This window comes from Nocardia sp. NPDC059236 (genome assembly GCF_042754085.1).
GTDB lineage: Bacteria > Actinomycetota > Actinomycetes > Mycobacteriales > Mycobacteriaceae > Nocardia.
This window is the reverse complement of record NZ_JBHZAF010000048.1, coordinates 1-18,587: the sequence shown is the minus strand read 5'-3', so window position 1 is coordinate 18,587 and position 18,587 is coordinate 1. Positions and strand designations below refer to the sequence as shown.

The window sequence follows — 18,587 nt, the reverse complement described above, 5'->3', positions numbered from 1 at the left end:
TCACTGCCTAGACAACAGCGATCATCCCAGCTCGAAGGGCACTTTTCTCGTTCATCAGGCACCAACGGACACAAGACCGTCGGTGGATCGAGGCTTAGAGCTCGGTCTTCGCCTTGCCGTCCACAGTGATTCGGCAGGTGATGTCACCTGTGCCGCCGTTCTGGGCCGTGATGCCGACGATGGCGATCGTCGAGTCGTTCACGACCTGCTTCGACCACGGCAGCGTCGCCCGGGTCTCCTACTGTTCGCTGTTGTCGCTGCCGAAGTAGGTGACGCTGATCGCGGGCCCCGACGGCGAAAGCATCTCGTACAGGACCGTTTTGGACTTTCCTGTTTTGCCCAGGTTGGGGTCCGGGTTGTTGGTCGCCGATTGAATCGACGTCGCTGCGGCGTCGACTGCCTCGCTGACCTTCATACGGGCTGTGCCGATGACGGCGAGGCACCCACCAAACATCAGGACCACCATCGCGATCAGTACCCAGGGCCAGATCTCGCGCTTCTTCGGCGGCAGCGGATAGTACGGCTGACGGTAGGGCGGTTGACCAGTGTACGGCTGGCCATACGGAGGCTCTTTGTGGGTTGGTCATCGAATCCTTCAATCAGGTTGGTGCGGTGGGGAGCTCCCCTGCGAAGATCGCTCACCGCGGCCGTGTCCGACCGCGAACCCCTCGACCTTGAGCGTCGCCCAAAAGATGTTGCCTCACCTACTGACTCGAAGACAGTAACTGGACAGTGAATTGGCACAGACTGTCGCATAGTCGGCAGATAAGATCAGTTACCAATGGGTATAGGCCGTTTCGGCGCGCAGTGGTCCGAGCGCACGGTGTTTGCCTGCCCTCACTGCCTTCAGAAAACGATTGTCTGACGGTGCGAGAACACCGCCATCGACAGCTGCGAGTCACACGCCCGCGTCTCCGGCATGCACCGGTGGCCCCGCCCGGTTCGAGGGCGCGACCTTCTCCCATACCGCCGAATTCGGGTGCCTGACCTTTCTCCGCCGCTGGGAGCGGTCGGCGGAGCTGTACGCGATGCACGGCTCCAACTACACGAGTTGCTGGAGGCTCGCGCGGTGATCGAGTAGGCAGAAGGCGTGCTGATGTGCATGTACCGCATCTCCGCCGAGCAGGTATTCCGGCTGCTGGTGTGGCGCCCGCAAGAGACCAGCTTCCAAGTGAGGCGCTGGCCGAGCAACCGATCGCCGAGCTGCCCATCGTGCTCGTGGTATCGGCCCAACCTTGGTCGCGTTCGACCACATCCTGCCGCCCTGCATGAACGCGTCCGCCGCTGACCGCCAACTCAAGCCAAGCTCACGGTGACCTGCACGGATGGTCCGAAATAGGCGATCGATATGAATTCAGTTGTAGTCGTTGCTAACTGGTTTCCAGTCTGTTGCATCACCGGGTGTGGCGTGCCGTGCGGTGTCCCGTCGGGCTCCATATTGGCGGGGTTGAACCTGACATGTTCGGTCTGCCCGATGACGATGCCGTGGTCGCCGCCGGATTCGCACATGATGCTGCGTTGGCGTCGTAGCCGCCCGGGATGCCTTGTGCGGCAATGATGTCGAGGGCTTGGCGGATCCAGCCGTCGAGGTCGGAACTGTACACGCCGGATTCGGTCGAAACCTTCGTGCCGGGAAGGCTGATGGCTGCTGGAACGGTTCGTACGGACGATTCCGTGACCAGTGCCGAGGCCTCGGCGGTTTGCCGCGATCGACAGTGATGCGGCTGCCAGGGCGTAGACGGCGAGACGGCGGGCGGTCCGGGGACGGGTCCGGTGGCCATTGAGTTCCTCCTCAGGGATTTCGATGCCGAGCACATGTCGCTCCTTTGCGACCGGCGGGGTGAAAGGGAGCCCTGGCGGCGTTTTCAGGTGAATCGGCCGCATTCGGCAGCGATGACAGCATTGGCCGCGGATGTGTTTCGTTATGACGACCGATCAGCCCGGGGAAAGACACCAATCTCTGCTCTTTGCTCTATCGGTGCACTTGAGTTGTCGCCGACCGCACGGTGGCGGTGAGGGTTCTTACCGGTGAACTGGAGGAGGACCGAGAACGGTTCTTCGCGAGTAGCAGGCGATGGGTGCCTGTCGTGGCGGCCCGGTTTCTACGCGGGTTTCCGTGTCCGGGCTCCGTGCGTAGCGACCGAGTCCGTCACCAGGCTGCGGTCACAGGCTGGCCCGGGTCCCTGAACTCGGCTGTTCGAATCGCCTTTTCCAATCCTGGAGTGCCTTCGCGATAGCTCGGTTGCCGACGTTCGGTCGGGATACGCTGTGCATTAACGAAGATTTAACAGGTTTTGCTCGGTGCCGGGCCGCCGGTGGATGGTGTACAGCGGATGAGCGAGGACGATCGGTTCCAGACAGTTCGTGACGTGTTCGAGCCGGCCACGGAGGAATTGGCCGCAGCCGGGTTCGAGGATGCCGACGAGATCGGACGAGGCGGTTTCGGCGTGGTCTACCGCTGCACGCAGCCCGAGCTGGATCGGACAGTGGCGGTGAAGATCCTCACCGCCGAGCTGGACGAAGAGAACCGGGCGCGGTTCTTCCGAGAGCAGCAAGCGATGGGCCGCCTGACCGGGCATCCGAACATCGTGACGATGCTGCAGGCGGGTACTACTGCGGGCGGACGACCCTATCTGGTGATGCCATATCACCCGGTCGGCTCCCTGGACGCACGGATCCGCGGACAGGGTCCGCTACCGGTCGAGACCGTGTTGTGGATCGGGGTGAAGATCGCCGGAGCGCTGGAGAGCGCGCATCGCCTCGGCATTCTGCATCGGGACGTGAAACCGGGCAACATCCTGCTGACCGATTACGGTGAGCCCGCGCTGACGGATTTCGGTATCGCGCGGATCGCGGGTGCATTCCAAACGGAGACGGGCACTGTGACCGGGTCGCCGGCGTTCACGGCCCCCGAGGTGCTCGAGGGGCAGGCTCCGACCGAGGCCGCGGACGTCTACGGGCTGGGATCTACCCTGTTCTGCGCGCTGACCGGGCATGCGGCCTTCGAACGTCGCAGCGGGGAGAACGTGGTGACCCAGTTCCTGCGGATCACCACTCAACCGGTGCCGGACCTGCGCGACAGCGGCATCCCTGACGACGTGTCCACGGTGGTCGCCTCAGCGATGAACCGGGATCCGCGCGAGCGGCCCTCAGCAGGGGCTTTGGGTGAGGCGATCCGGCAGGCTCAGAGCCGCCACGGGTTCACGGTCGACGAGATGGCGTTGCATACCGGGTCGGTCCGTGAACGCCCGGACCTCAAGCCGGTTGAGCCGCCGGGGTGGCGTCCGCCGGTGACGACGGCTCCACGGGGTGGTGGTACTTTGCCGCCCGAGTTGACTAGTTTCGTCGACCGCCGCACTGAGCTGGCAGAAGTGAAGAAGCTGTTGTCCTCGGCCCGGTTGGTGACGTTGACCGGGATCGGTGGAGTCGGCAAGACCCGGCTGGCATTGCGGGCGGCGGCGACCACGCGCCGGGAGTTCACCGACGGGGTGTGGCTGGTCGAGCTGGCCGACGTCCACGACCCCTCCCTGCTCGTCAACGCGGTGGCGGCGGCCCTGGGGTTGCGCGACGATCCGGCGCGGCCGTTGCCCAAGGTATTGGTCGAGTTCCTGTCCACACGGAAGTCGCTGCTGGTGCTGGACAACTGCGAGCAGCTGGTCGCGGCGGTGGCGGAATTGGTCGAGACATGGTTGCAGAGCTGTCCGAACCTGCGGATTCTGGTCACCACCCGCGAACCGCTCGATATCGCCGGCGAGGCGATACTGCCGGTGCCGCCGCTGGCGATCCCTGACTCGGATCGCGAGCCGTCACCGCGGGGAGTGGCCCGCTATGACGCAGTGACTTTGTTCGCCGACCGGGCGAACGCGGTGGTGCCGGGTCTGGAACTGTCCGACGACAGCAAGGCGGCCGTGGCTCGGATCTGCGCCCGGTTGGATGGATTGCCGCTGGCGATCGAGATGGCCGCGGCGCGGATGCGCATGTTGTCGCCCGAGCAGATCCTGGCGCGGCTCGATGATCGATATGCGTTGCTGACCCGTGCCAGCCGCACCGCGCCGACACGGCAGCAGACCCTGCGATGGTGTGTCGACTGGAGCTACGAATTGTGCACCCCGGCCGAGCAGCGGTTGTGGGCCAGGCTGTCGATATTCGCCGGAGGCTTCGAACTCGATGCCGCCGAACAGGTTTGCGGCGCCGATCTGGCTCCCGAGGATCCGGTCGATGTGCTGTCCTCTCTGGTGGACAAGTCGATCCTGATCCGAGACGAGTCACACCGCATCGTGCGGTTCCGGATGTTGGAGACCGTTCGCGATTACGGCAGGCATAAGCTGCGGGAGTCCGGCGAGGATCAGCAACTACGTCGCCGGCACCGTGACTGGTACCAGCAGTTGGCGCTGGGGGCGGAGGCCGGATGGGTCAGCGACCGGCAGCCCAACTGGACCGCCAGGCTCGAACGCGAACAACCCAACCTGCGCGCCGCGCTCGAATACAGCCTGGCCGAAGACACCGAGCAGGCAGCCGCAGCTGGACTACAGACCGCCGCCGCACTCTTCATGTTCTGGACCTTCCGAGGTCTGTACAGCGAAGGTCGCCGCTGGATCGACCTGCTCCTCGACCACCCTGCCCACCAATCCGTACCCGACCGTGTCAGAGCGCTTCATGCCGGCTGCATCATGGCAGTGATGCAGGGCGACTCGTCGGCGGCTGCGGCCCTTCTCGAGGAGGGACACGCGCTCGCCGAACAGGATCCCACCCCGATGACCCAGGCACTGATCGCCTACGCCGACGCCGGCGTGGCGATCTATCGCGGTGAACTTGCTCTGGCGGCCTCCTCTTTGGAACGCGCTGTCGGGATCCTCGACTCGAATCGGCAAGGATTCCTTTACGCTGCTGCCCTGTCCGCGCTCGGTTCGGTGTACGCGCTGGCCGGGAATACGGAACAGGCGATCGAGTGTCACCGGAAGATACTTTCCGTCACCGAAGCGTGCGGCGAATCGCTCTTCCGCTCGACCGCCTTGTGGGGCCTGGGCGTTGCCGCCTGGCAGCAAGGCGAACCATCGCGGGCAGCCGAATTGCTCGAAGATGCATTGCGAGTCAACCGGCGAATGCGCAGTCCGCTCATCGCCGCGCTGAGCCTCGAGACGCTGTCCTGGGTTGCAGGCGCCAACGGTGACGCCGAGCGTGCAGCCGTACTGATGGGAGCCGTGGAAGAACTACAGCGGTCCATGGGTAACCCTTCGCCAATCTTGCCGATGGTGGACGATCACGACGAGTGCCTCCGGACAACGCGATCCGCTCTCGGCGCCCGCGGATTCGATGCGGCATTCCGCAAAGGCCGAGCGATGGGGATGGACGATGCCGTGGCTTATGCACTCGGCGAGAAACCTGCCGACACCGTGCCCGCATCGGGCCCGGCCGTGGCTCTTACCAAGCGCGAGAGTCAGGTCGCGGATCTCATCGCGCAAGGTTTCAGCAACAAGCAGATCGCGGCCAAACTGGTGATCTCCCAACGCACCGCCCAGGGCCACGTCGAGCACATCCTCACCAAACTCGGATTCACCTCCCGCGCGCAAATCGCGGCTTGGATCGCAGAAGACGCCGAACGACAGGCTCATTGATCGTGCCGGCCGGCCATGGGATCCGGTACCGGGGGATCCTCGAGGCCGCCTTTCGTCTCATCGATTCGTTCGATCGCCGCAACCACACCGCCCGGGCGCCGATGCGCGCGGCGCCGATCGCTGCAGGGGCCTCGGGCGCGTCAGCAGTCAGGGTTGTGAAGAGTCGAGACACCGCCGGGTCCCAGGCCGTGATGCCGAAACAACTGGCTCACAACGTAATACCGCTAGATCGGCGCGTAGCCAAGGCCGACAGCGATCGCCACGGCCAGATCTGCCACGGTTTGGCCCGGGTCGTGGATCGATCCGGGTTTGCGCCACGGAATCAACACGTCCGACAGCAACCGGATCATCAACCCGACCTGTTCCGCGGTGCGCAGCAGCGTCACCGCCCGGCCTTCGAGATCACACCCGAACTCTCCCGTCGACTTTCAGCGACGGGTACCACGACGCAGATCTTGCCCACCAGAACGGTGCTCCTGCAAATGCGCATTCGGTCCAAGGAAGGTGGAATTCTCCCAGCTTGGAGCATCTTTCGCTTGTTCGAAGCTTGCACTACCGGAAATTCGGTGAATGGCCGAGGAATCGGGTGAGCGCCATCAGGACCGTTTGTCGGCGAGGGTTCCGGGGAGGACGTTCGGTTCTGCGATGTGCCCGCGAAAGATCGCCCTCCACAACGATTCCCAAGGACAATCGGCGTGCGGCCTGTAGCGCTCAGGGGTACCGCCCACTATCTGCCGAGGCTGCGTCCGCACCTGGCCGTGGTGACTGGAGGAAATGGTGCCCGAAGTTTGTCGGCAGCACGTGAAAAATGGATCAGGCACAAATTTCGTGATTCGGTTAGCTGGATTGGCTAGTCGCTCAACAGGATTCGCTTTCGAAGAAGGTCCGGCTTCGCGCGCCCGAACATCTGGCGTTTGATCATCTTAATCCGGTTGACGTGCCCCTCGACCGGGCCGCTGCTCCAGGGCAGGGTCAGCCCGGCGGTCACCGCATCGAGGTCGCGACGCAGGCCCCGGACGAACGAGTGCAAGGCCGGGAAGTCGTCGGCCTCGACGGCGGCCATCCACCGCTCCAGCTCACGGCCACTCAGCTGCTTCATCATCGTCGCGAACACACGGACATGTCCGGCCAGACATGCGAGTTCGGGACCTGCGGTCAGGATTGCCTCGAGCCGTTGACGATCGTCGGGCTCAAGGCTGGCGGGGTCGGTCATGATCCAGGTGACGGCCCGGCGAACCGAGGGCGGTTTGCGGACTGGGCGGGGAACGCGGCCGGTTGTGCGGAATGGCTGTAAATAGTTCATGACGATCTTGGCTCCGCCCTGGTAGCCGCGGGCTTTGATCTCGCCGAAGAGCTCGGTGGCGTTGGTGCAGCCCTGGTTCCATCGCTGATGCAAGTAGGGCTTGAACTCCTCCAACAGGCTCGGACGCTGTCCGGTGCCGTTGTTGACCAGCAACTCCTCGACACTGGCTGCCCGGGCGAAGCGCCGCACGGTTCCGCGGGCAAGACCGAGCCGGGCGCCGATCGCCAGGATGCTCACGCCGTCGTCGAGCAGCGCGTGGACCGCGGCATAACGTTCACGGGCCCGCACCGCCCACTTGTCGGTCCTTTCCGCCGGCGACTCGATACTCGTGCCGGTTACCGGGATTTCCTGCTGGGCCGCGATATCCGGCTCGCCGCCCGGCTCTGCATCGACCATCGCGTCCTCGGCGACAGCAGTCAGACAGTCACGGTGCCTGGCCACGACGCGTTCGACCGCTTCGCCGAGGTTGTGCCAGATATGCCAGCGGTCCGCGACCTGCAGTGCATGGGGTGCTCCGACGGCGATGCCCTCGGCATAGGCACCAGCGCGGTCCCGGCAGACGACCTCGACGCCGGGATGGGCCCGCAGCCAGGCGGCGAGGGTTTCGGCACGGCGGTCTTCGAGCACATCGACCGGACGCCGGGTCTCGATGTCGATCAGAATCGATCCGTAATGATGCCCGCGACGCAGCGCGAAATCGTCGACACCGAGCACCCGCGGAGTCGCCCGGTCCGGATCGGGCAGTGCCCGGATCTGCCGTAACAACGTCATCCGGCTGACCGTGGACGCCAGATGCCGGGTCATCCGAGCCCCCGGACGACCACCCAAGGCCAGCGCGACCGCACACAGCAACCGTTGCAGGATGCTCGTGCGCCGGGCATACCGCGCCGCTAACCATGGGACCTGCTCAGCGAAAGTCCTTCTCTCGCAATCGGAGTTGTCGCAGAACAACCGCCTCACCCGCAACCGGATCACCACCTCACGGCCGGTGATCGCGGTGTCGGACAACCGCCGCCGATAACGGCTATGGACCCGGCGGGACAACGTTCCGCAGCCCGGACACGCAGCTTTGTCGTCGCGAGTCCTCACATCGAGGTTCACTCGAAGCCCGACCGCGGTCATGCCGTCGAACTGCAACCCATCCAGGTGCGGGAACAGGACCTCGATCGGCCCAAGATCAGAACACCGGCGACATGATCGATCATCAAGCGCCCGTTGGCAATCCAGGACCGGTCAATCACGCAAACCGTGCCAGATCCCGGATTGGCGTGCTGTTGACATATTCCACGGAATAGGTGGTATCAGGGTCCAGTGCCAGTCGCGCGGTCAGGGCATCCGGCTGATCTGCGTGTACGGGGGTGAACTTGACGGCTTGTGTTGAGGACATGGGCCTTCCCTGGCTGCGGTGGTGAGGACCGTACGGTATCGAGATCTGTTGGCCCTTGGCGAATATCTGTAGCCCTACCCGGCCGTATGGTCGTTGAGACCCCGCATTCGGCCTCGAGGCGGTGTCGGTGTCGATGTCGGTCGGGGTCGATGGGGATGGCTTGGTCGACACGTCTTGCTGTGGCACCGGCTGTGGCACCAGCTGGCCGGTGGTGCCCTTTAGGCTTGCCGACCACTACCCCGTGTGGCCGTGTGGGTTTGGTCCTGCGGGGTTGCCTGTTGCAAGTTCGGTTCTTCTCTTCCCGACGACGTGAGGAGTTCGACGATGACGACTGTGGCACCAGCCAGTAACTGGCCCCTCGAGCTCGGCAGCGCAGCGGTGTTTCCTGCCCAGGACGGCGGCCTGAGAGCACCGTTCATCATGGTGGGCGACTCGGACATGACGGCCGCCGATCCCGGCGCCTTCGCCCGGCAACTCGACAGCCCGGGGTACTCGTTCCGGGAAGCGCTGCGCGCCGCCGGCGCCGACCTGATCCTGGTGTCGCTGGGCACCAGCGACACCCTCGATGGCGCCGCCCACCGCAGTGTGCTGGAGGTCTTGCGCCGCGCGATCGGCGAGCGCTTGGGCTCGTCTCCGTTCACGGTGTGCGGTATCGGGCGCGGAGCCCTGCAACTGCGCTATACCCTGGCCAGGTGCGAGTCCGAACGCATCGACCACCAGGTCAGGCGGTTCGTGTCCTACTCGAGCGCTACCCTGACCGCCGCGGAGGCCGACGCGCTCAACGGGGTCGGCTTCTGGCCGGTCATACCCCGCAGACTCGAGGTCGCAGGCCCAGGTATCAGCGCGGACAGCTTCGATTACGCGAACAGCGAGTTCGACGGCCTCATCACCGGCGCGGCTGCCAACCGGGACCCGCTGTTCACCGAAGAACTGGGCACCAACATCATCGAAAAGACCGTCGACCCATAGGACACGGGCTTGCGGCCCGGATTCCGGGCATCAGGGGTCAGAAGTGGCTGTCGATGCCGGGGCTCCCGGGCTGGGGCTCGTGCACCGCGGGCCCGATCACGACGTGTGCGAGCAACCCCGGCAGGTCGATGCCCAGATGCCGGGTGACCTCACACAGCGCGTTGTCCAGTGCTGCCCGCATGGACCCAGGCTGGGGGTGCAGCCGGACAAATGGTGCCCGCCCGCCGGATTTCGACATGGCAGACCTTGTCACCGCGGGCGGACTCGGCGACCGGGCGCGGTGCACCGATGACGACGTGGGCCTCACCGCCGCGCCGCTGACCCGGCCGCTGATGAACATCTGCATTGCAGCACTTCGCCTCGAGCGACCATTTCCGTCGTGACGATCCAATTGCTGCTCGGGCCGTGTGGATCAGAAGAGTCTGCGGGCCGATCCACCCGGCTGCCGAGCACGGTGCACCGTTCGGAGTCGGCGAAGCGGGGCATCGATTCCGGAGTCGTCCACTGACCCCGGCCGGGGTGATCCGATGTGAGAATGCGGCGCGATAACCGCACCCTGATTCCCGCCGCGCTCTACGATCGGCTCACCCGCACCGCACCGTATCGAGATCCTGTGCTGGAGCGGCCCGAATGCCGCGCTGATGGCACGAATCGAGAGTGCCCAGGCACGGAAGGTCGGCGACATCTCGGAATTAGCTACGTGATCGAGATTGTCGTGCAGAATGCCGTCAGAACCGGCCCGACCGGTCGGTGAACCTTAACGAGGTGACATGACCGATCTGATGGGATCGACCGTGCACGAACTGCTCGCGCAGGTCCTTGCGCGCTACGGCAGCATCGACGCCTTCATCGCCCGTCTGCACGTTCTGCTGGACACACCCGCAGTCGTGCGCCCTGACGCGTCGGCACCCTCGGACGGTGGCCGACACCGGCTCGCAGAGCCCACGGGCACAGTGCCGATGACTACCACAGTCCCGCCTCGCCTACGAGGCTGAAACCTGGGGTTCCGGGCTACCGGGAGGCAGGCGCAGGCGGGGGTAAACCGTATGCGTCGCTTGTGGCTTGGAGATCCTGCGATCGTTTTTCGAACGCGCCGGCCAGGTTCGATCTTGGGTGTAGGCCCCGGGAATTGGCTCGGACGTAGCCTGCTGTTGACCTTGGATGCCTACTCTGGTGCAGGTCGGCCCCCTTTGCGGTGGCGCAGATCCCTCGGCATTGCCCCTGGGCCTTCGTGGCATTCCTCGCGCGCGGTCGACCTCGGCGTACGCCGCCGCCGCGAGTTGCGAATCCAGCCCGCACCGGTGAGACCGGGCGTCGGGCCAGGGATTCGGAGGTGCGTCATGACAGCAACCCCACACGAACCACGCGGTGACAGGCCCGCTCGCCGGCCGGGAAAGCCGGATACGACCACACCCACCATCACCAGCGGTCCCGATGACGATGAGCCAGTGGTGCGCTGGCCGGAGCCGAGTCGACTCGAATCGTGGTGGCACGCCGTCATGCACCCCGCCGACGAGCCACCCGCACCCACATGACCACAACTGGCTCGATCGGCACACAACGGTAGTTCCCGGCACAGACGGCACGACGAATTCCCGCCAGCAGTATGGGATTCCGGAGCATCACGCTGATGCGACCGTTCGGTATCTTTCGCGGGTAGGTTCGGGGTATGGTGCGCCATCCGGCGCCGATGCTCGCCACGCCCGGGCCCGCTCCCGCCGACGACGACACCCGGTACGCCTTCGAATGGAAGTACGACGGAATCCGCTGCCTGGCATGGATTTCCGGCGGTGTGTGCCACATGGTCAGCCGTAACGGCAATTTCCTCAACGCGGCCTTCCCCGAGATCTCCCACGCCCTGCTGGTGCTGGCGGCGGGGCGGGAGATGACCCTCGACGGTGAGCTGGTGGCTCCGGACCGCGACGGGGTGCCGCGGTTCTCCCGTATCGGGCGCCGCCTGGGCGTGACACGGCCGAGCCCGGCACTGATCCGGGCGGTGCCGGCGTGCCTGTACGTGTTCGATCTGCTGGGGTTCGGTGGCCGGGACCTGCGCACGCTGACCTACCTGGACCGCCGTGAGCGCCTCGAGCGGTTGGGCCTGCCTCATGGCCCGGTCCTGCTGTCGCCGTCCTACCGCGATATCCCGGTCTCGCGGATGCTGGCGGTCGCCGCCGAGCACGACATCGAGGGTGTGATCGGCAAGCGCGTGGACAGCACCTACGGGGCCGGGCGGTCGCAGGCGTGGCGCAAACTCCCGCTGCGCCGGTCCACCGAGGTGGTGGTGGTCGGCTGGCTGGCCGGCCACACCCATAGCGAGGTGTTCGGGTCCCTGCTCGTCGCCGCCCACGACGAGCAGGGGCGACTGGTGCTGCTCGGGGCGGTCGGGACCGGGTTCAGCGACGCCACCCGCCGCTCACTGCAGCGCCAGCTCCTCGCCCTGGCCGTTGCCGCGCCGCCGGTCACCGGTGAGATCCCGGCGTCGATCACGGCCACCGCACACTGGGTCGCCCCGCATCTGGTCAGCGATGTCGCCTACCGCGAACGCACCGCCACCGGCCTGCGCCACCCGTCCTGGCGCGGACTCCGATTGGATCGCTCACCAGCGGAGATCGCAGTACCCGAGCACAACTGACCTTCCGGCCTCAGGCGGTCAGGCCATCGATTTCCGAACACCTGATGTAGCGATGGGCGCACAGTGCGTCGACCTGGCACCGATACGTGAACACCGCCAGGATCCAACATCTGCACACCCTCCGGTCTGCTGTGGCATCAGGTGGGCTATGTCCGCCTGCGACTCGGGAAAGTATGACCAACCACGTCGATACAGGGCCATGCATTCAAGTGAACCGCTCGCATGCCGCGCTGACCGAGCGGCCAGCGCGGGCGCTCCGAGGATCAACAGGCTGAGATCATCTCACCCGACTGAGCCCGCCAGCTGTGCGCGGAAGTGCCGGATGTCGCACATCGGCGGAGCGCATCACCGGTAATGAGATTCCAGGAATCGACTTGGTCATGTGAACGCCATGAAAAAAAGTTCACAGATACATTGCTGAGAGATTGCGGATTGACATACTGTCATAGTCAGTCGATCGCGTACCGACATTGCGAGCGCAGGATCGCCTCCGTTAGCTCCATGACGCGACGGATTCGACGGTCGGGGACCGGTCTGCGAAGGATCCACCATGAGCCAATTCCCGCGCTCTGCAACAGAATTAACGCTGCCGCCGACCCCTGCGGTTCGGCCCAGCAAGCTCCTTGTCGTCGAGAGTAACCCGGCGATGGCGGAGATCGAGGTACTGGTGCTGGCCAATGCCGGCCATGAGGTGATTTCGGCCGGCAACGCGCAGTGCGCTCTGAACCTCGCTCGGCGATGGAATCCGGACTTGGTGCTGCTCGAGCTGGACCTGCCGGACCTGCCGGGCGCGCTACTGTGCCGGCAGCTGCGGAATGGTTCACCGATTCCTATCATCGCGGTCTCCCTCGATGGCAATCCCGATGCCATCGGTGACGTCTACGCGGCCGGTGCGTGTGACTACCTGCCCAAACCGCTCAGAAGCGGTGAACTGCTCGACCACATCCGTGTCCATCTCGCGACACCGCAGGTGGCCTGAAGCATCACCGAGCCCGCCTCGGTCGCCGCGTGGAAGACCAAACCCGGTTGGGGCGTCGTCTCGGCTGCTGACCACACCATCAACCCCGAGGCGCCGAATCCCGTTTCGTTGTTCGATCGCTGGAAGTCATCGGGATGTCTGCGGCAATCCCGGGAATCGCTGGTGGAGGTTGTGGATCTGCTGGTGGACCTGTGCGAGTTCGACCTCGATGGCCTGGTTGGGTTTGTCGTCTCGCCACTGGCTGCGCCGGCGAACGAGGCGTTCGGCGTGGTAGTCGAGTTCCGCGAGAAACATGAGCGCCTGGGCGGATTCGGGATCCTCACTCACCGGCGGCTCGTATCAGCCGGTTGCCGAAGCCTGCGCACTGCGCGGCGCTCGACGAGCAGCGGAATGAAATCGCGGACCGGACGGCCGTCGAAGCCGTGGTGGATTTCGGCGACGATGCCCTCGACGGTGTCGGTATTGATTGCGGGAAACTGTGCGGCAAGGCGTCGGACGAGTGCCGCGATCTGCTGATCTTCGTCATGTGCTGCCATGGTTCATGGTTGTGCGCGACCCCCTGCGTCGTCAACTACCCATAATTCCGATTCGGGCAGTATGTCACGGTCGATCGCGATCAGCACGGCAATCACGTTCTGCGCCAAAGTGATTGATGATGCCGACGGGGAGGGGGTTCCGGCGGCATCCGGCGGCAACGACGACTGCTCGCTCGAGATCGGCGTGGCCGAGAGCGGCTGCGGGCGGGTACCACTGAGCTGCCCCATCACAATGCTAAGTCCAGGTCCGATCCAGCGCCTGTCGTGTGGCGCCGACCGGGGTGGGGCCGCGGTTCGGTCAGACGGCCGAAGGCGCCGTTCCGGCACCCAAAGCGGGAAAGCGCTTGTGAAGCTGAGCGATCTGGCGGCGCACGGCAGCGAGGTCGGCGTCGTGCCGCGACGCCGCGGCCTCGGTAGGAAGGGCTTCGCGGCGGCGTACCAGCGCCTGCGCGTGCTGCGTCAGCTCACGCACGAAGGCGCGGGCCTGGGCGAGTTCGGGGTCCTCGGACATTGCTCTCGTATCGACAGGGGTAGCACGCATCGGCAGGAGCGGCACCCGGAGGCAACCACTGAACCATGGACCGTCAACCCAGAATTCGCCAACTATTCGGATAATCGACTCGAGAGTACGGCCTGGCGGAATCGGCGGCGTCGCGGTGGCGGGTCAGCGGAGGGCCGACACGAGCTGTCGTGCGGCGACCCGCTCGACCAGCAGCGGAACGAATTCCCGCACCGGCTGGCCATCAAAGCCCTGGTGGACCTCGTCCACGATCGTGGCGATCGTCCACACACTGATTGCCGGAAACCGCTGCGCGAGCCGATCAGTGAGTTCCGCGAGCCGCCTGACCTCCTCAGATGATGGCATGAACCATGGTTGCCCGCCGTTGACTCGGCAGTCAACAGGCGTCGATCCGCTTCGGCCGGTATGCCCCGAAATATCCTCGACCGCAGCCAGGAGCGGCCCTACAGGAAATCTGATGTGTTGCATCAGATTCGACGAATGGCCAAATGATGTGCTTGCATCATTTATCGCATAACCGCAGTTCACCGGGCGTGGGAACCGCTTCCGCGGCCACCCGGTCGACGAAGCAGCCAGCAGCGAGACCGACTGCGGCCCAGGACATCCTCTTCTATCAGCCGCATCCCGCGCGTTAGATGATGTCGTCCGGCGGAGGCAGTAACGGGTACGGCCGGGTGCGGTTCTGCTCCTCGATCCGCGCCCGGCACTCCGGGCACATCATCGACATGTAGCCCTCGCCGACCGGGCGTTCGCCGCAGATCTGGCACATTTTCTGATCGTCCGACACGCGCAGATCATAAGCGACCGCTCGGCTATCATTCGCACATGGGTTCGAATGACCGGCGTCGCGTCTGGTATCTGCACCCGGACGGCTACGCCATCGATAACGACGAGCTGGTCCAGACTCCGCGCGGGTGGGTTCTCCCGACGCCGATCTTCTGCTCGGGCCCAGAACCCCATGTACTCGTAGCGAGCCGGTCGACCCTCGGATAGACCGCGTGCCGCCTCGCGGGATGCTCCCGCGGTCATCTCGTCCACACCTGCGGCCGGTGCGGGGCCCGGGTGTATCAGCCGGAACTCGGCCCGGGCTGCAGCCCGTTGGCGTTCGACGGGCGCGACGGTGTCAGCGATGGCATCTGACCACCTGCTCGCCGCGGTCCTCGACGTCCTCGCCGAGGTCGATCCGGCCGAGATGTTCGACGGGCGCGACGTGCTGCGCGCGGTCCGGCGGGCGGTCGACCCAGCGCCGGGCCTGGACGACGTTGACGAAGTGCTCGCGCTGCTCGCTCTGCCGATGCTCGGCGGTGTCGTCGCGGTGTGCGACGGCGTCTATCGGACCGGGGCAGCGACCGAGATCGTGGTCGCCAGGTTGCAGCGGCTCGCCGAGGCCGTGCGCCTGGTCGACGACGAGGATCTGACCGACCGGTTTTGAACGCGCCGAAAGGAATTGCGACGCCTATCGACGCTTTTCGAGCTCAGTCATGATCAGATGACGTGCTGGCTCACCGTAGGCGGCTTGGTCGGCTAGTTGGGCGAACAGCTTGCCGTAGAGCGCGATCTCGCGCGGCTGGTTGATCGTCAGCTCAGCGCTCACGGTCTCGACCAGCACCAGCCGGTTGTCATACATCACGAAGCCGTTGATAGCCGGACCGTCGAAAGCGAACCGCTGCGGCACGATCCCAAGTATGAGGCGCGGCAGGGACATCGCGGCGAGTAGGTGTTCCAACTGTCCCACCATGACCGAGTCGTCTCCGACCGTGGTCTGTAGAGCCTGTTCAGCGATCACGAACGAGAACCTGCGGTTGCCCTGGTGCAATATCTGCTGACGTTCGACCCGGGCCGAGACTCCCTCGTCGAGATCGTTGGGGATTGCATAGAACTTGATCATGCGGCGGAGAACCGCCTCGACATATCGGGGAGTCTGCAACAGTCCTGGTATGAGTACTGGTTCATACCAGCGCAATTGGCTAGCCGCCTGGGCGATCCGATCCAACCTGCGCTGGTGCCGACGCATGCCGATGCCTAGCGCCCGCCGCCATTCCATATACGCGGCTTCGATGTTCCGCAGCGTTGCAATCAAGTCGGGCAGTTGGTCGCCGCTGTCGGTGCGTTCGCACCAGGTTCGGAGATCCTCCTCCGTGGGTGTCTGCCTGCCGTACTCGATCTTGCTGATCTTCGACTCGGGCCAGTTCGCCAGTTTGGCGAGTGCCCGGCCTGTCAAACCGGCATCACGACGAAGCTCCCGGAGCCGTAGCCCGAGAGCTTGCCGTTGTTCGTGTACAGCGCTGGTCACTGTGTCTGGAGCGCTACGTACTCGGCGTACGGCACAGCCGCCGACCACACGTAGTCTCGAACCCCCTGGCAGTAGGCGATGATCCGCGGGTCAAGGGTGACCGCAGCGCCGGCGAATCGTCCATCTTCGTCGAACGTCGTGAAGACCACGGTCTCATCGTCCAACAGCCACCAGTCGTCCGTCGTCAACCGGCTGGAATCGACCAAGTGCCGAGGCGCATACCGGATCTCTTCGCCCGCATCGGCGTTCTGACGTGACACCTCCACCAGCCACCGCGTGTACGTGGTGTGTGGCACCGTGACCACCCGAGCACGGCGCACAGCGACGCCGCGCATGGTCATGTCGCGAACCAGGTCCAGCCAGCCCCGTAACCACTCGTAGTCGTCATCGGTCCGGCCCTGCTGCCAGTTGCGGAACGGCACTATCCCGTCTTCGGTGTTGTAGTCGTCCTGCACTTCCAGGTGGAACGCCTCGCGCCGACTGCTTCGGATCAGGTTGTCGAACGCCTCACCCTGTAACAGCTTCACCGTAGAACGTCCTCTCCATCTTCGGCACTTCCACAGCCGTCTCGTTGGGCGCAATCTCCATCTGCGCCAACATGCCCGGGTCTGTGACAGGCTCACCGCTCACCAGGAAGGTACCCCTTCCACTGTCAACGAGTGGCGCACCGATGTAGGTGCCAGGGTCGGCGTAACCCAGTAGCACGTGAGGGATTTCGACCGTGCCGGGTGTGTCGGTGCGCCACCCCTGCGTCACGAAGCCGTCCTCGGTCTCGTACAGCGACGGGCAGGTGTTGCCGGGTGAGCCGTTCTTGCCCAGAAGCCGTAACTGCTTGCTCATGATCAGTCCTCCTGCTTGGTGGCGTGGCGGATGTCGTCACGCCGCATCGATCGTCCCGCTCAGTGTTCCGGTTCTGTGGCGGAACCCGGTTTATCTAGAAAACTCGAGAAAACTCCTGGAGTGGCTGCCGACCGCGCACCTAGCGTCAGATCAGTCGTTCGGGACCGGTGCAGTCGTCTCGGTCCCGGATCGCTTCGCCAGCGACCAGAGGGGCAGCTGTGACCAATGAACCAGACGAGGTAGAGGCCACGTCACGTACGTGGCTGTTCCAGTTTCCTGGTGGCGTGCTGGAACTTCAGAGCACCGGAGACGACTGCGAGGACTGCTCGGGGTTCTATCTCGAGATTCACGGACACATCGCACTCGACGGACACGAGGATAGAGTGACTGTAATGCGTTATAAGCCAACGTGTTTGGGATATCTCCGGACCGATGTGTCCGGTGCCGCGCAGCTGTGGGATCAGAGCCAAATCCGCAAGCTCGCAACACGTCTCGGTTACGACTTCGCCGACATGGTGGTCTATGACCCTAGTTTCGGGCGGCCTGCGTTGGCCCGCCTGAAAGCGCAAGCGACCCGGTTGGACGCGGAAGCGGTCATAGTCCCCGGCCCTGAGCACTTCGAGGGAGGGGAGATACCAGCGACGCTGGTGCAGCAACTCGACGTGATCACCGTAACCCCTGAAGAGACTTACGCCCGGCCAACGATGCCACCCCTTCGAGACCTGCCGCCCGCGCGTGCGGACCGGGCATGAGGGAGAAGGCTGGTCGATGCGCTGGACCGAGTTGCTCGCGGCGATCGTCGCCGCCGCTGTGACATCCATCGTGGTCTTCGCGGGATCGGTGCTCACGGTCGCACGGTTTGTCTTCAACTTCACGCCCACCGAACTCGTCGCCGAACTCCGGGGATACCTCCGCGGCGATACCTAGGACCATTCCGATGCTCGGGGACCTCGAAAGGGGGTGGTTGATCGGCACAGCAATTCAGGACAATTCGATGGCGTTGTTCCACAACGCATTTCGCGATGAACCCTCGGCCAACCGCAACCGCGCTGAGGGTTTCCGCAACCCAAGGGGGCCCCGGAATTCTGAAGCTGGCCCCAGCCCCAAGGTAAGGCCGCCTGAAGCCATCCAGGTCCGTTTGTCCTGGGCGGTAGCCGGGTTGGCTATCTGTTCGGCTTCCTTGGAAGTGGAACAACCCGAACGCCGCGCCGAACGCGCCGCGGTCGGTGATCGGGCACCAGGGCGAAAAGGAAACAGCCTCGTTGAAATCACGAGCAAGACCGGCATCCCGAAGACATCACTGCACCGCTACCTCACGCTGGCGACCGAACAAGAACAGTGATCGCGGTGGCTACCTGGCTGAACAGGGCTTCATGTACCAGGTGACACGACCGTTGACGGCACTCCTATTAGGTCGATTCGGCCGCGCGGGTGCGGGTGGCGGTCGGTGTCTCGCCGGTGTGCCTGCGGTAGATGCGCCGGAAGGCCGCCGGATCGGCGTAACCCACCGCGC

25 protein-coding genes are annotated in these 18,587 nt (G+C 64.7%); 11 read left to right on the top strand and 14 right to left on the bottom strand.

Annotation, left to right across the window (positions count from 1 at the left end; translation table 11 throughout):
• Window positions 1-94 precede the first annotated feature (94 nt).
• The 3 genes from ACFXIV_RS47405 to ACFXIV_RS47395 form a co-directional block, all read right to left on the bottom strand.
• Window positions 95-223, bottom strand: a complete 129-nt coding sequence (locus tag ACFXIV_RS47405) for an MmpS family transport accessory protein (RefSeq protein ID WP_379405614.1) — start codon at window positions 221-223, stop codon at window positions 95-97.
• 15 nt (window positions 224-238) lie between these two features.
• Complete coding sequence (locus tag ACFXIV_RS47400; RefSeq protein WP_379405612.1) at window positions 239-466, bottom strand: hypothetical protein; 228 nt, start codon at window positions 464-466, stop codon at window positions 239-241.
• A gap of 830 nt (window positions 467-1,296) precedes the next feature.
• Complete coding sequence (locus ACFXIV_RS47395) at window positions 1,297-1,815, bottom strand: hypothetical protein (protein WP_379405610.1); 519 nt, start codon at window positions 1,813-1,815, stop codon at window positions 1,297-1,299.
• A gap of 518 nt (window positions 1,816-2,333) precedes the next feature.
• Between ACFXIV_RS47395 and ACFXIV_RS47390 the strand changes: the two genes are divergently transcribed.
• Complete coding sequence (locus ACFXIV_RS47390; protein ID WP_379405608.1) at window positions 2,334-5,615, top strand: protein kinase; 3,282 nt, start codon at window positions 2,334-2,336, stop codon at window positions 5,613-5,615.
• Between the two features lie 224 nt (window positions 5,616-5,839).
• On the opposite strand, the gene ACFXIV_RS47385 is transcribed toward ACFXIV_RS47390, so the two are convergent.
• Window positions 5,840-6,001 carry a hypothetical protein gene (locus ACFXIV_RS47385; protein ID WP_379405606.1) on the bottom strand — a complete coding sequence of 54 codons (162 nt, stop codon included), beginning with the start codon at window positions 5,999-6,001 and terminating at the stop codon, window positions 5,840-5,842.
• Between the two features lie 464 nt (window positions 6,002-6,465).
• Window positions 6,466-8,040, bottom strand: a complete 1,575-nt coding sequence (locus ACFXIV_RS47380; protein ID WP_379421503.1) for an ISL3 family transposase — start codon at window positions 8,038-8,040, stop codon at window positions 6,466-6,468.
• A 589-nt stretch (window positions 8,041-8,629) separates the two neighbouring features.
• Between ACFXIV_RS47380 and ACFXIV_RS47375 the strand changes: the two genes are divergently transcribed.
• A complete protein-coding gene (locus tag ACFXIV_RS47375) occupies window positions 8,630-9,274 on the top strand; it encodes a hypothetical protein (RefSeq protein WP_379405469.1) in 645 nt (214 codons plus the stop codon).
• Window positions 9,275-9,311: 37 nt separating this feature from the next.
• On the opposite strand, the gene ACFXIV_RS47370 is transcribed toward ACFXIV_RS47375, so the two are convergent.
• Window positions 9,312-9,455: a hypothetical protein gene (locus ACFXIV_RS47370; protein ID WP_379405467.1), complete on the bottom strand. Its 144-nt coding sequence runs from the start codon at window positions 9,453-9,455 to the stop codon at window positions 9,312-9,314.
• A 55-nt stretch (window positions 9,456-9,510) separates the two neighbouring features.
• Between ACFXIV_RS47370 and ACFXIV_RS47365 the strand changes: the two genes are divergently transcribed.
• From ACFXIV_RS47365 to ACFXIV_RS47350, 4 genes are all read left to right on the top strand, one after another.
• Window positions 9,511-9,657, top strand: a complete 147-nt coding sequence (locus ACFXIV_RS47365) for a hypothetical protein (RefSeq protein ID WP_379405465.1) — start codon at window positions 9,511-9,513, stop codon at window positions 9,655-9,657.
• A gap of 387 nt (window positions 9,658-10,044) precedes the next feature.
• Window positions 10,045-10,269 (top strand): hypothetical protein, encoded by a 225-nt coding sequence (locus tag ACFXIV_RS47360; protein ID WP_379405463.1) that lies wholly within the window; start codon window positions 10,045-10,047, stop codon window positions 10,267-10,269.
• Between the two features lie 674 nt (window positions 10,270-10,943).
• Window positions 10,944-11,906, top strand: a complete 963-nt coding sequence (locus ACFXIV_RS47355) for an ATP-dependent DNA ligase (RefSeq protein ID WP_379405461.1) — start codon at window positions 10,944-10,946, stop codon at window positions 11,904-11,906.
• Between the two features lie 550 nt (window positions 11,907-12,456).
• Window positions 12,457-12,885, top strand: coding sequence for a response regulator transcription factor (locus ACFXIV_RS47350; RefSeq protein ID WP_379405459.1), 429 nt, complete (start codon window positions 12,457-12,459; stop codon window positions 12,883-12,885).
• A gap of 126 nt (window positions 12,886-13,011) precedes the next feature.
• Here ACFXIV_RS47350 and ACFXIV_RS47345 read toward each other — a convergent pair whose 3' ends face one another.
• From ACFXIV_RS47345 to ACFXIV_RS47325, 5 genes are all read right to left on the bottom strand, one after another.
• Entirely contained in the window at window positions 13,012-13,212 is a 201-nt protein-coding gene (locus ACFXIV_RS47345; protein WP_379405457.1) for a hypothetical protein, read from the bottom strand.
• Window positions 13,209-13,421 carry a three-helix bundle dimerization domain-containing protein gene (locus ACFXIV_RS47340; RefSeq protein ID WP_379405455.1) on the bottom strand — a complete coding sequence of 71 codons (213 nt, stop codon included), beginning with the start codon at window positions 13,419-13,421 and terminating at the stop codon, window positions 13,209-13,211. Before ACFXIV_RS47340 ends, ACFXIV_RS47345 begins: the two co-directional genes overlap by 4 nt.
• A gap of 298 nt (window positions 13,422-13,719) precedes the next feature.
• Window positions 13,720-13,932 carry a hypothetical protein gene (locus ACFXIV_RS47335; protein WP_379405453.1) on the bottom strand — a complete coding sequence of 71 codons (213 nt, stop codon included), beginning with the start codon at window positions 13,930-13,932 and terminating at the stop codon, window positions 13,720-13,722.
• A gap of 153 nt (window positions 13,933-14,085) precedes the next feature.
• Entirely contained in the window at window positions 14,086-14,409 is a 324-nt protein-coding gene (locus tag ACFXIV_RS47330) for a three-helix bundle dimerization domain-containing protein (protein WP_379405451.1), read from the bottom strand.
• A 163-nt stretch (window positions 14,410-14,572) separates the two neighbouring features.
• Window positions 14,573-14,728 (bottom strand): hypothetical protein, encoded by a 156-nt coding sequence (locus ACFXIV_RS47325; protein ID WP_379405449.1) that lies wholly within the window; start codon window positions 14,726-14,728, stop codon window positions 14,573-14,575.
• Window positions 14,729-14,766: 38 nt separating this feature from the next.
• Between ACFXIV_RS47325 and ACFXIV_RS47320 the strand changes: the two genes are divergently transcribed.
• Together ACFXIV_RS47320 and ACFXIV_RS47315 are read left to right on the top strand one after the other, a co-directional pair.
• Entirely contained in the window at window positions 14,767-14,934 is a 168-nt protein-coding gene (locus ACFXIV_RS47320; protein ID WP_379405447.1) for a hypothetical protein, read from the top strand.
• Window positions 14,935-15,070: 136 nt separating this feature from the next.
• Window positions 15,071-15,373 (top strand): hypothetical protein, encoded by a 303-nt coding sequence (locus tag ACFXIV_RS47315; RefSeq protein ID WP_379405445.1) that lies wholly within the window; start codon window positions 15,071-15,073, stop codon window positions 15,371-15,373.
• Between the two features lie 24 nt (window positions 15,374-15,397).
• Here ACFXIV_RS47315 and ACFXIV_RS47310 read toward each other — a convergent pair whose 3' ends face one another.
• The 3 genes from ACFXIV_RS47310 to ACFXIV_RS47300 are packed head-to-tail and all read right to left on the bottom strand — an operon-like array spanning window position 15,398 to window position 17,074.
• Entirely contained in the window at window positions 15,398-16,234 is an 837-nt protein-coding gene (locus tag ACFXIV_RS47310) for a helix-turn-helix domain-containing protein (RefSeq protein ID WP_379405443.1), read from the bottom strand.
• Window positions 16,231-16,761, bottom strand: coding sequence for a DUF6879 family protein (locus ACFXIV_RS47305; RefSeq protein WP_379405441.1), 531 nt, complete (start codon window positions 16,759-16,761; stop codon window positions 16,231-16,233). Before ACFXIV_RS47305 ends, ACFXIV_RS47310 begins: the two co-directional genes overlap by 4 nt.
• Window positions 16,742-17,074 carry a hypothetical protein gene (locus ACFXIV_RS47300; protein WP_379405439.1) on the bottom strand — a complete coding sequence of 111 codons (333 nt, stop codon included), beginning with the start codon at window positions 17,072-17,074 and terminating at the stop codon, window positions 16,742-16,744. Before ACFXIV_RS47300 ends, ACFXIV_RS47305 begins: the two co-directional genes overlap by 20 nt.
• A 218-nt stretch (window positions 17,075-17,292) precedes the next feature.
• Here ACFXIV_RS47300 and ACFXIV_RS47295 point away from each other — a divergent pair, with 218 nt between their 5' ends.
• Genes ACFXIV_RS47295 through ACFXIV_RS47285 form a run of 3 tightly spaced genes read left to right on the top strand, consistent with a single transcriptional unit; the run spans window position 17,293 to window position 18,416 of the window.
• Window positions 17,293-17,826: a hypothetical protein gene (locus ACFXIV_RS47295; RefSeq protein ID WP_379405437.1), complete on the top strand. Its 534-nt coding sequence runs from the start codon at window positions 17,293-17,295 to the stop codon at window positions 17,824-17,826.
• A 16-nt stretch (window positions 17,827-17,842) separates the two neighbouring features.
• Window positions 17,843-18,001 (top strand): hypothetical protein, encoded by a 159-nt coding sequence (locus ACFXIV_RS47290; protein ID WP_379405435.1) that lies wholly within the window; start codon window positions 17,843-17,845, stop codon window positions 17,999-18,001.
• A gap of 10 nt (window positions 18,002-18,011) precedes the next feature.
• Window positions 18,012-18,416 (top strand): hypothetical protein, encoded by a 405-nt coding sequence (locus ACFXIV_RS47285; protein WP_379405433.1) that lies wholly within the window; start codon window positions 18,012-18,014, stop codon window positions 18,414-18,416.
• The last annotated feature ends 171 nt before the right edge of the window (window positions 18,417-18,587 follow it).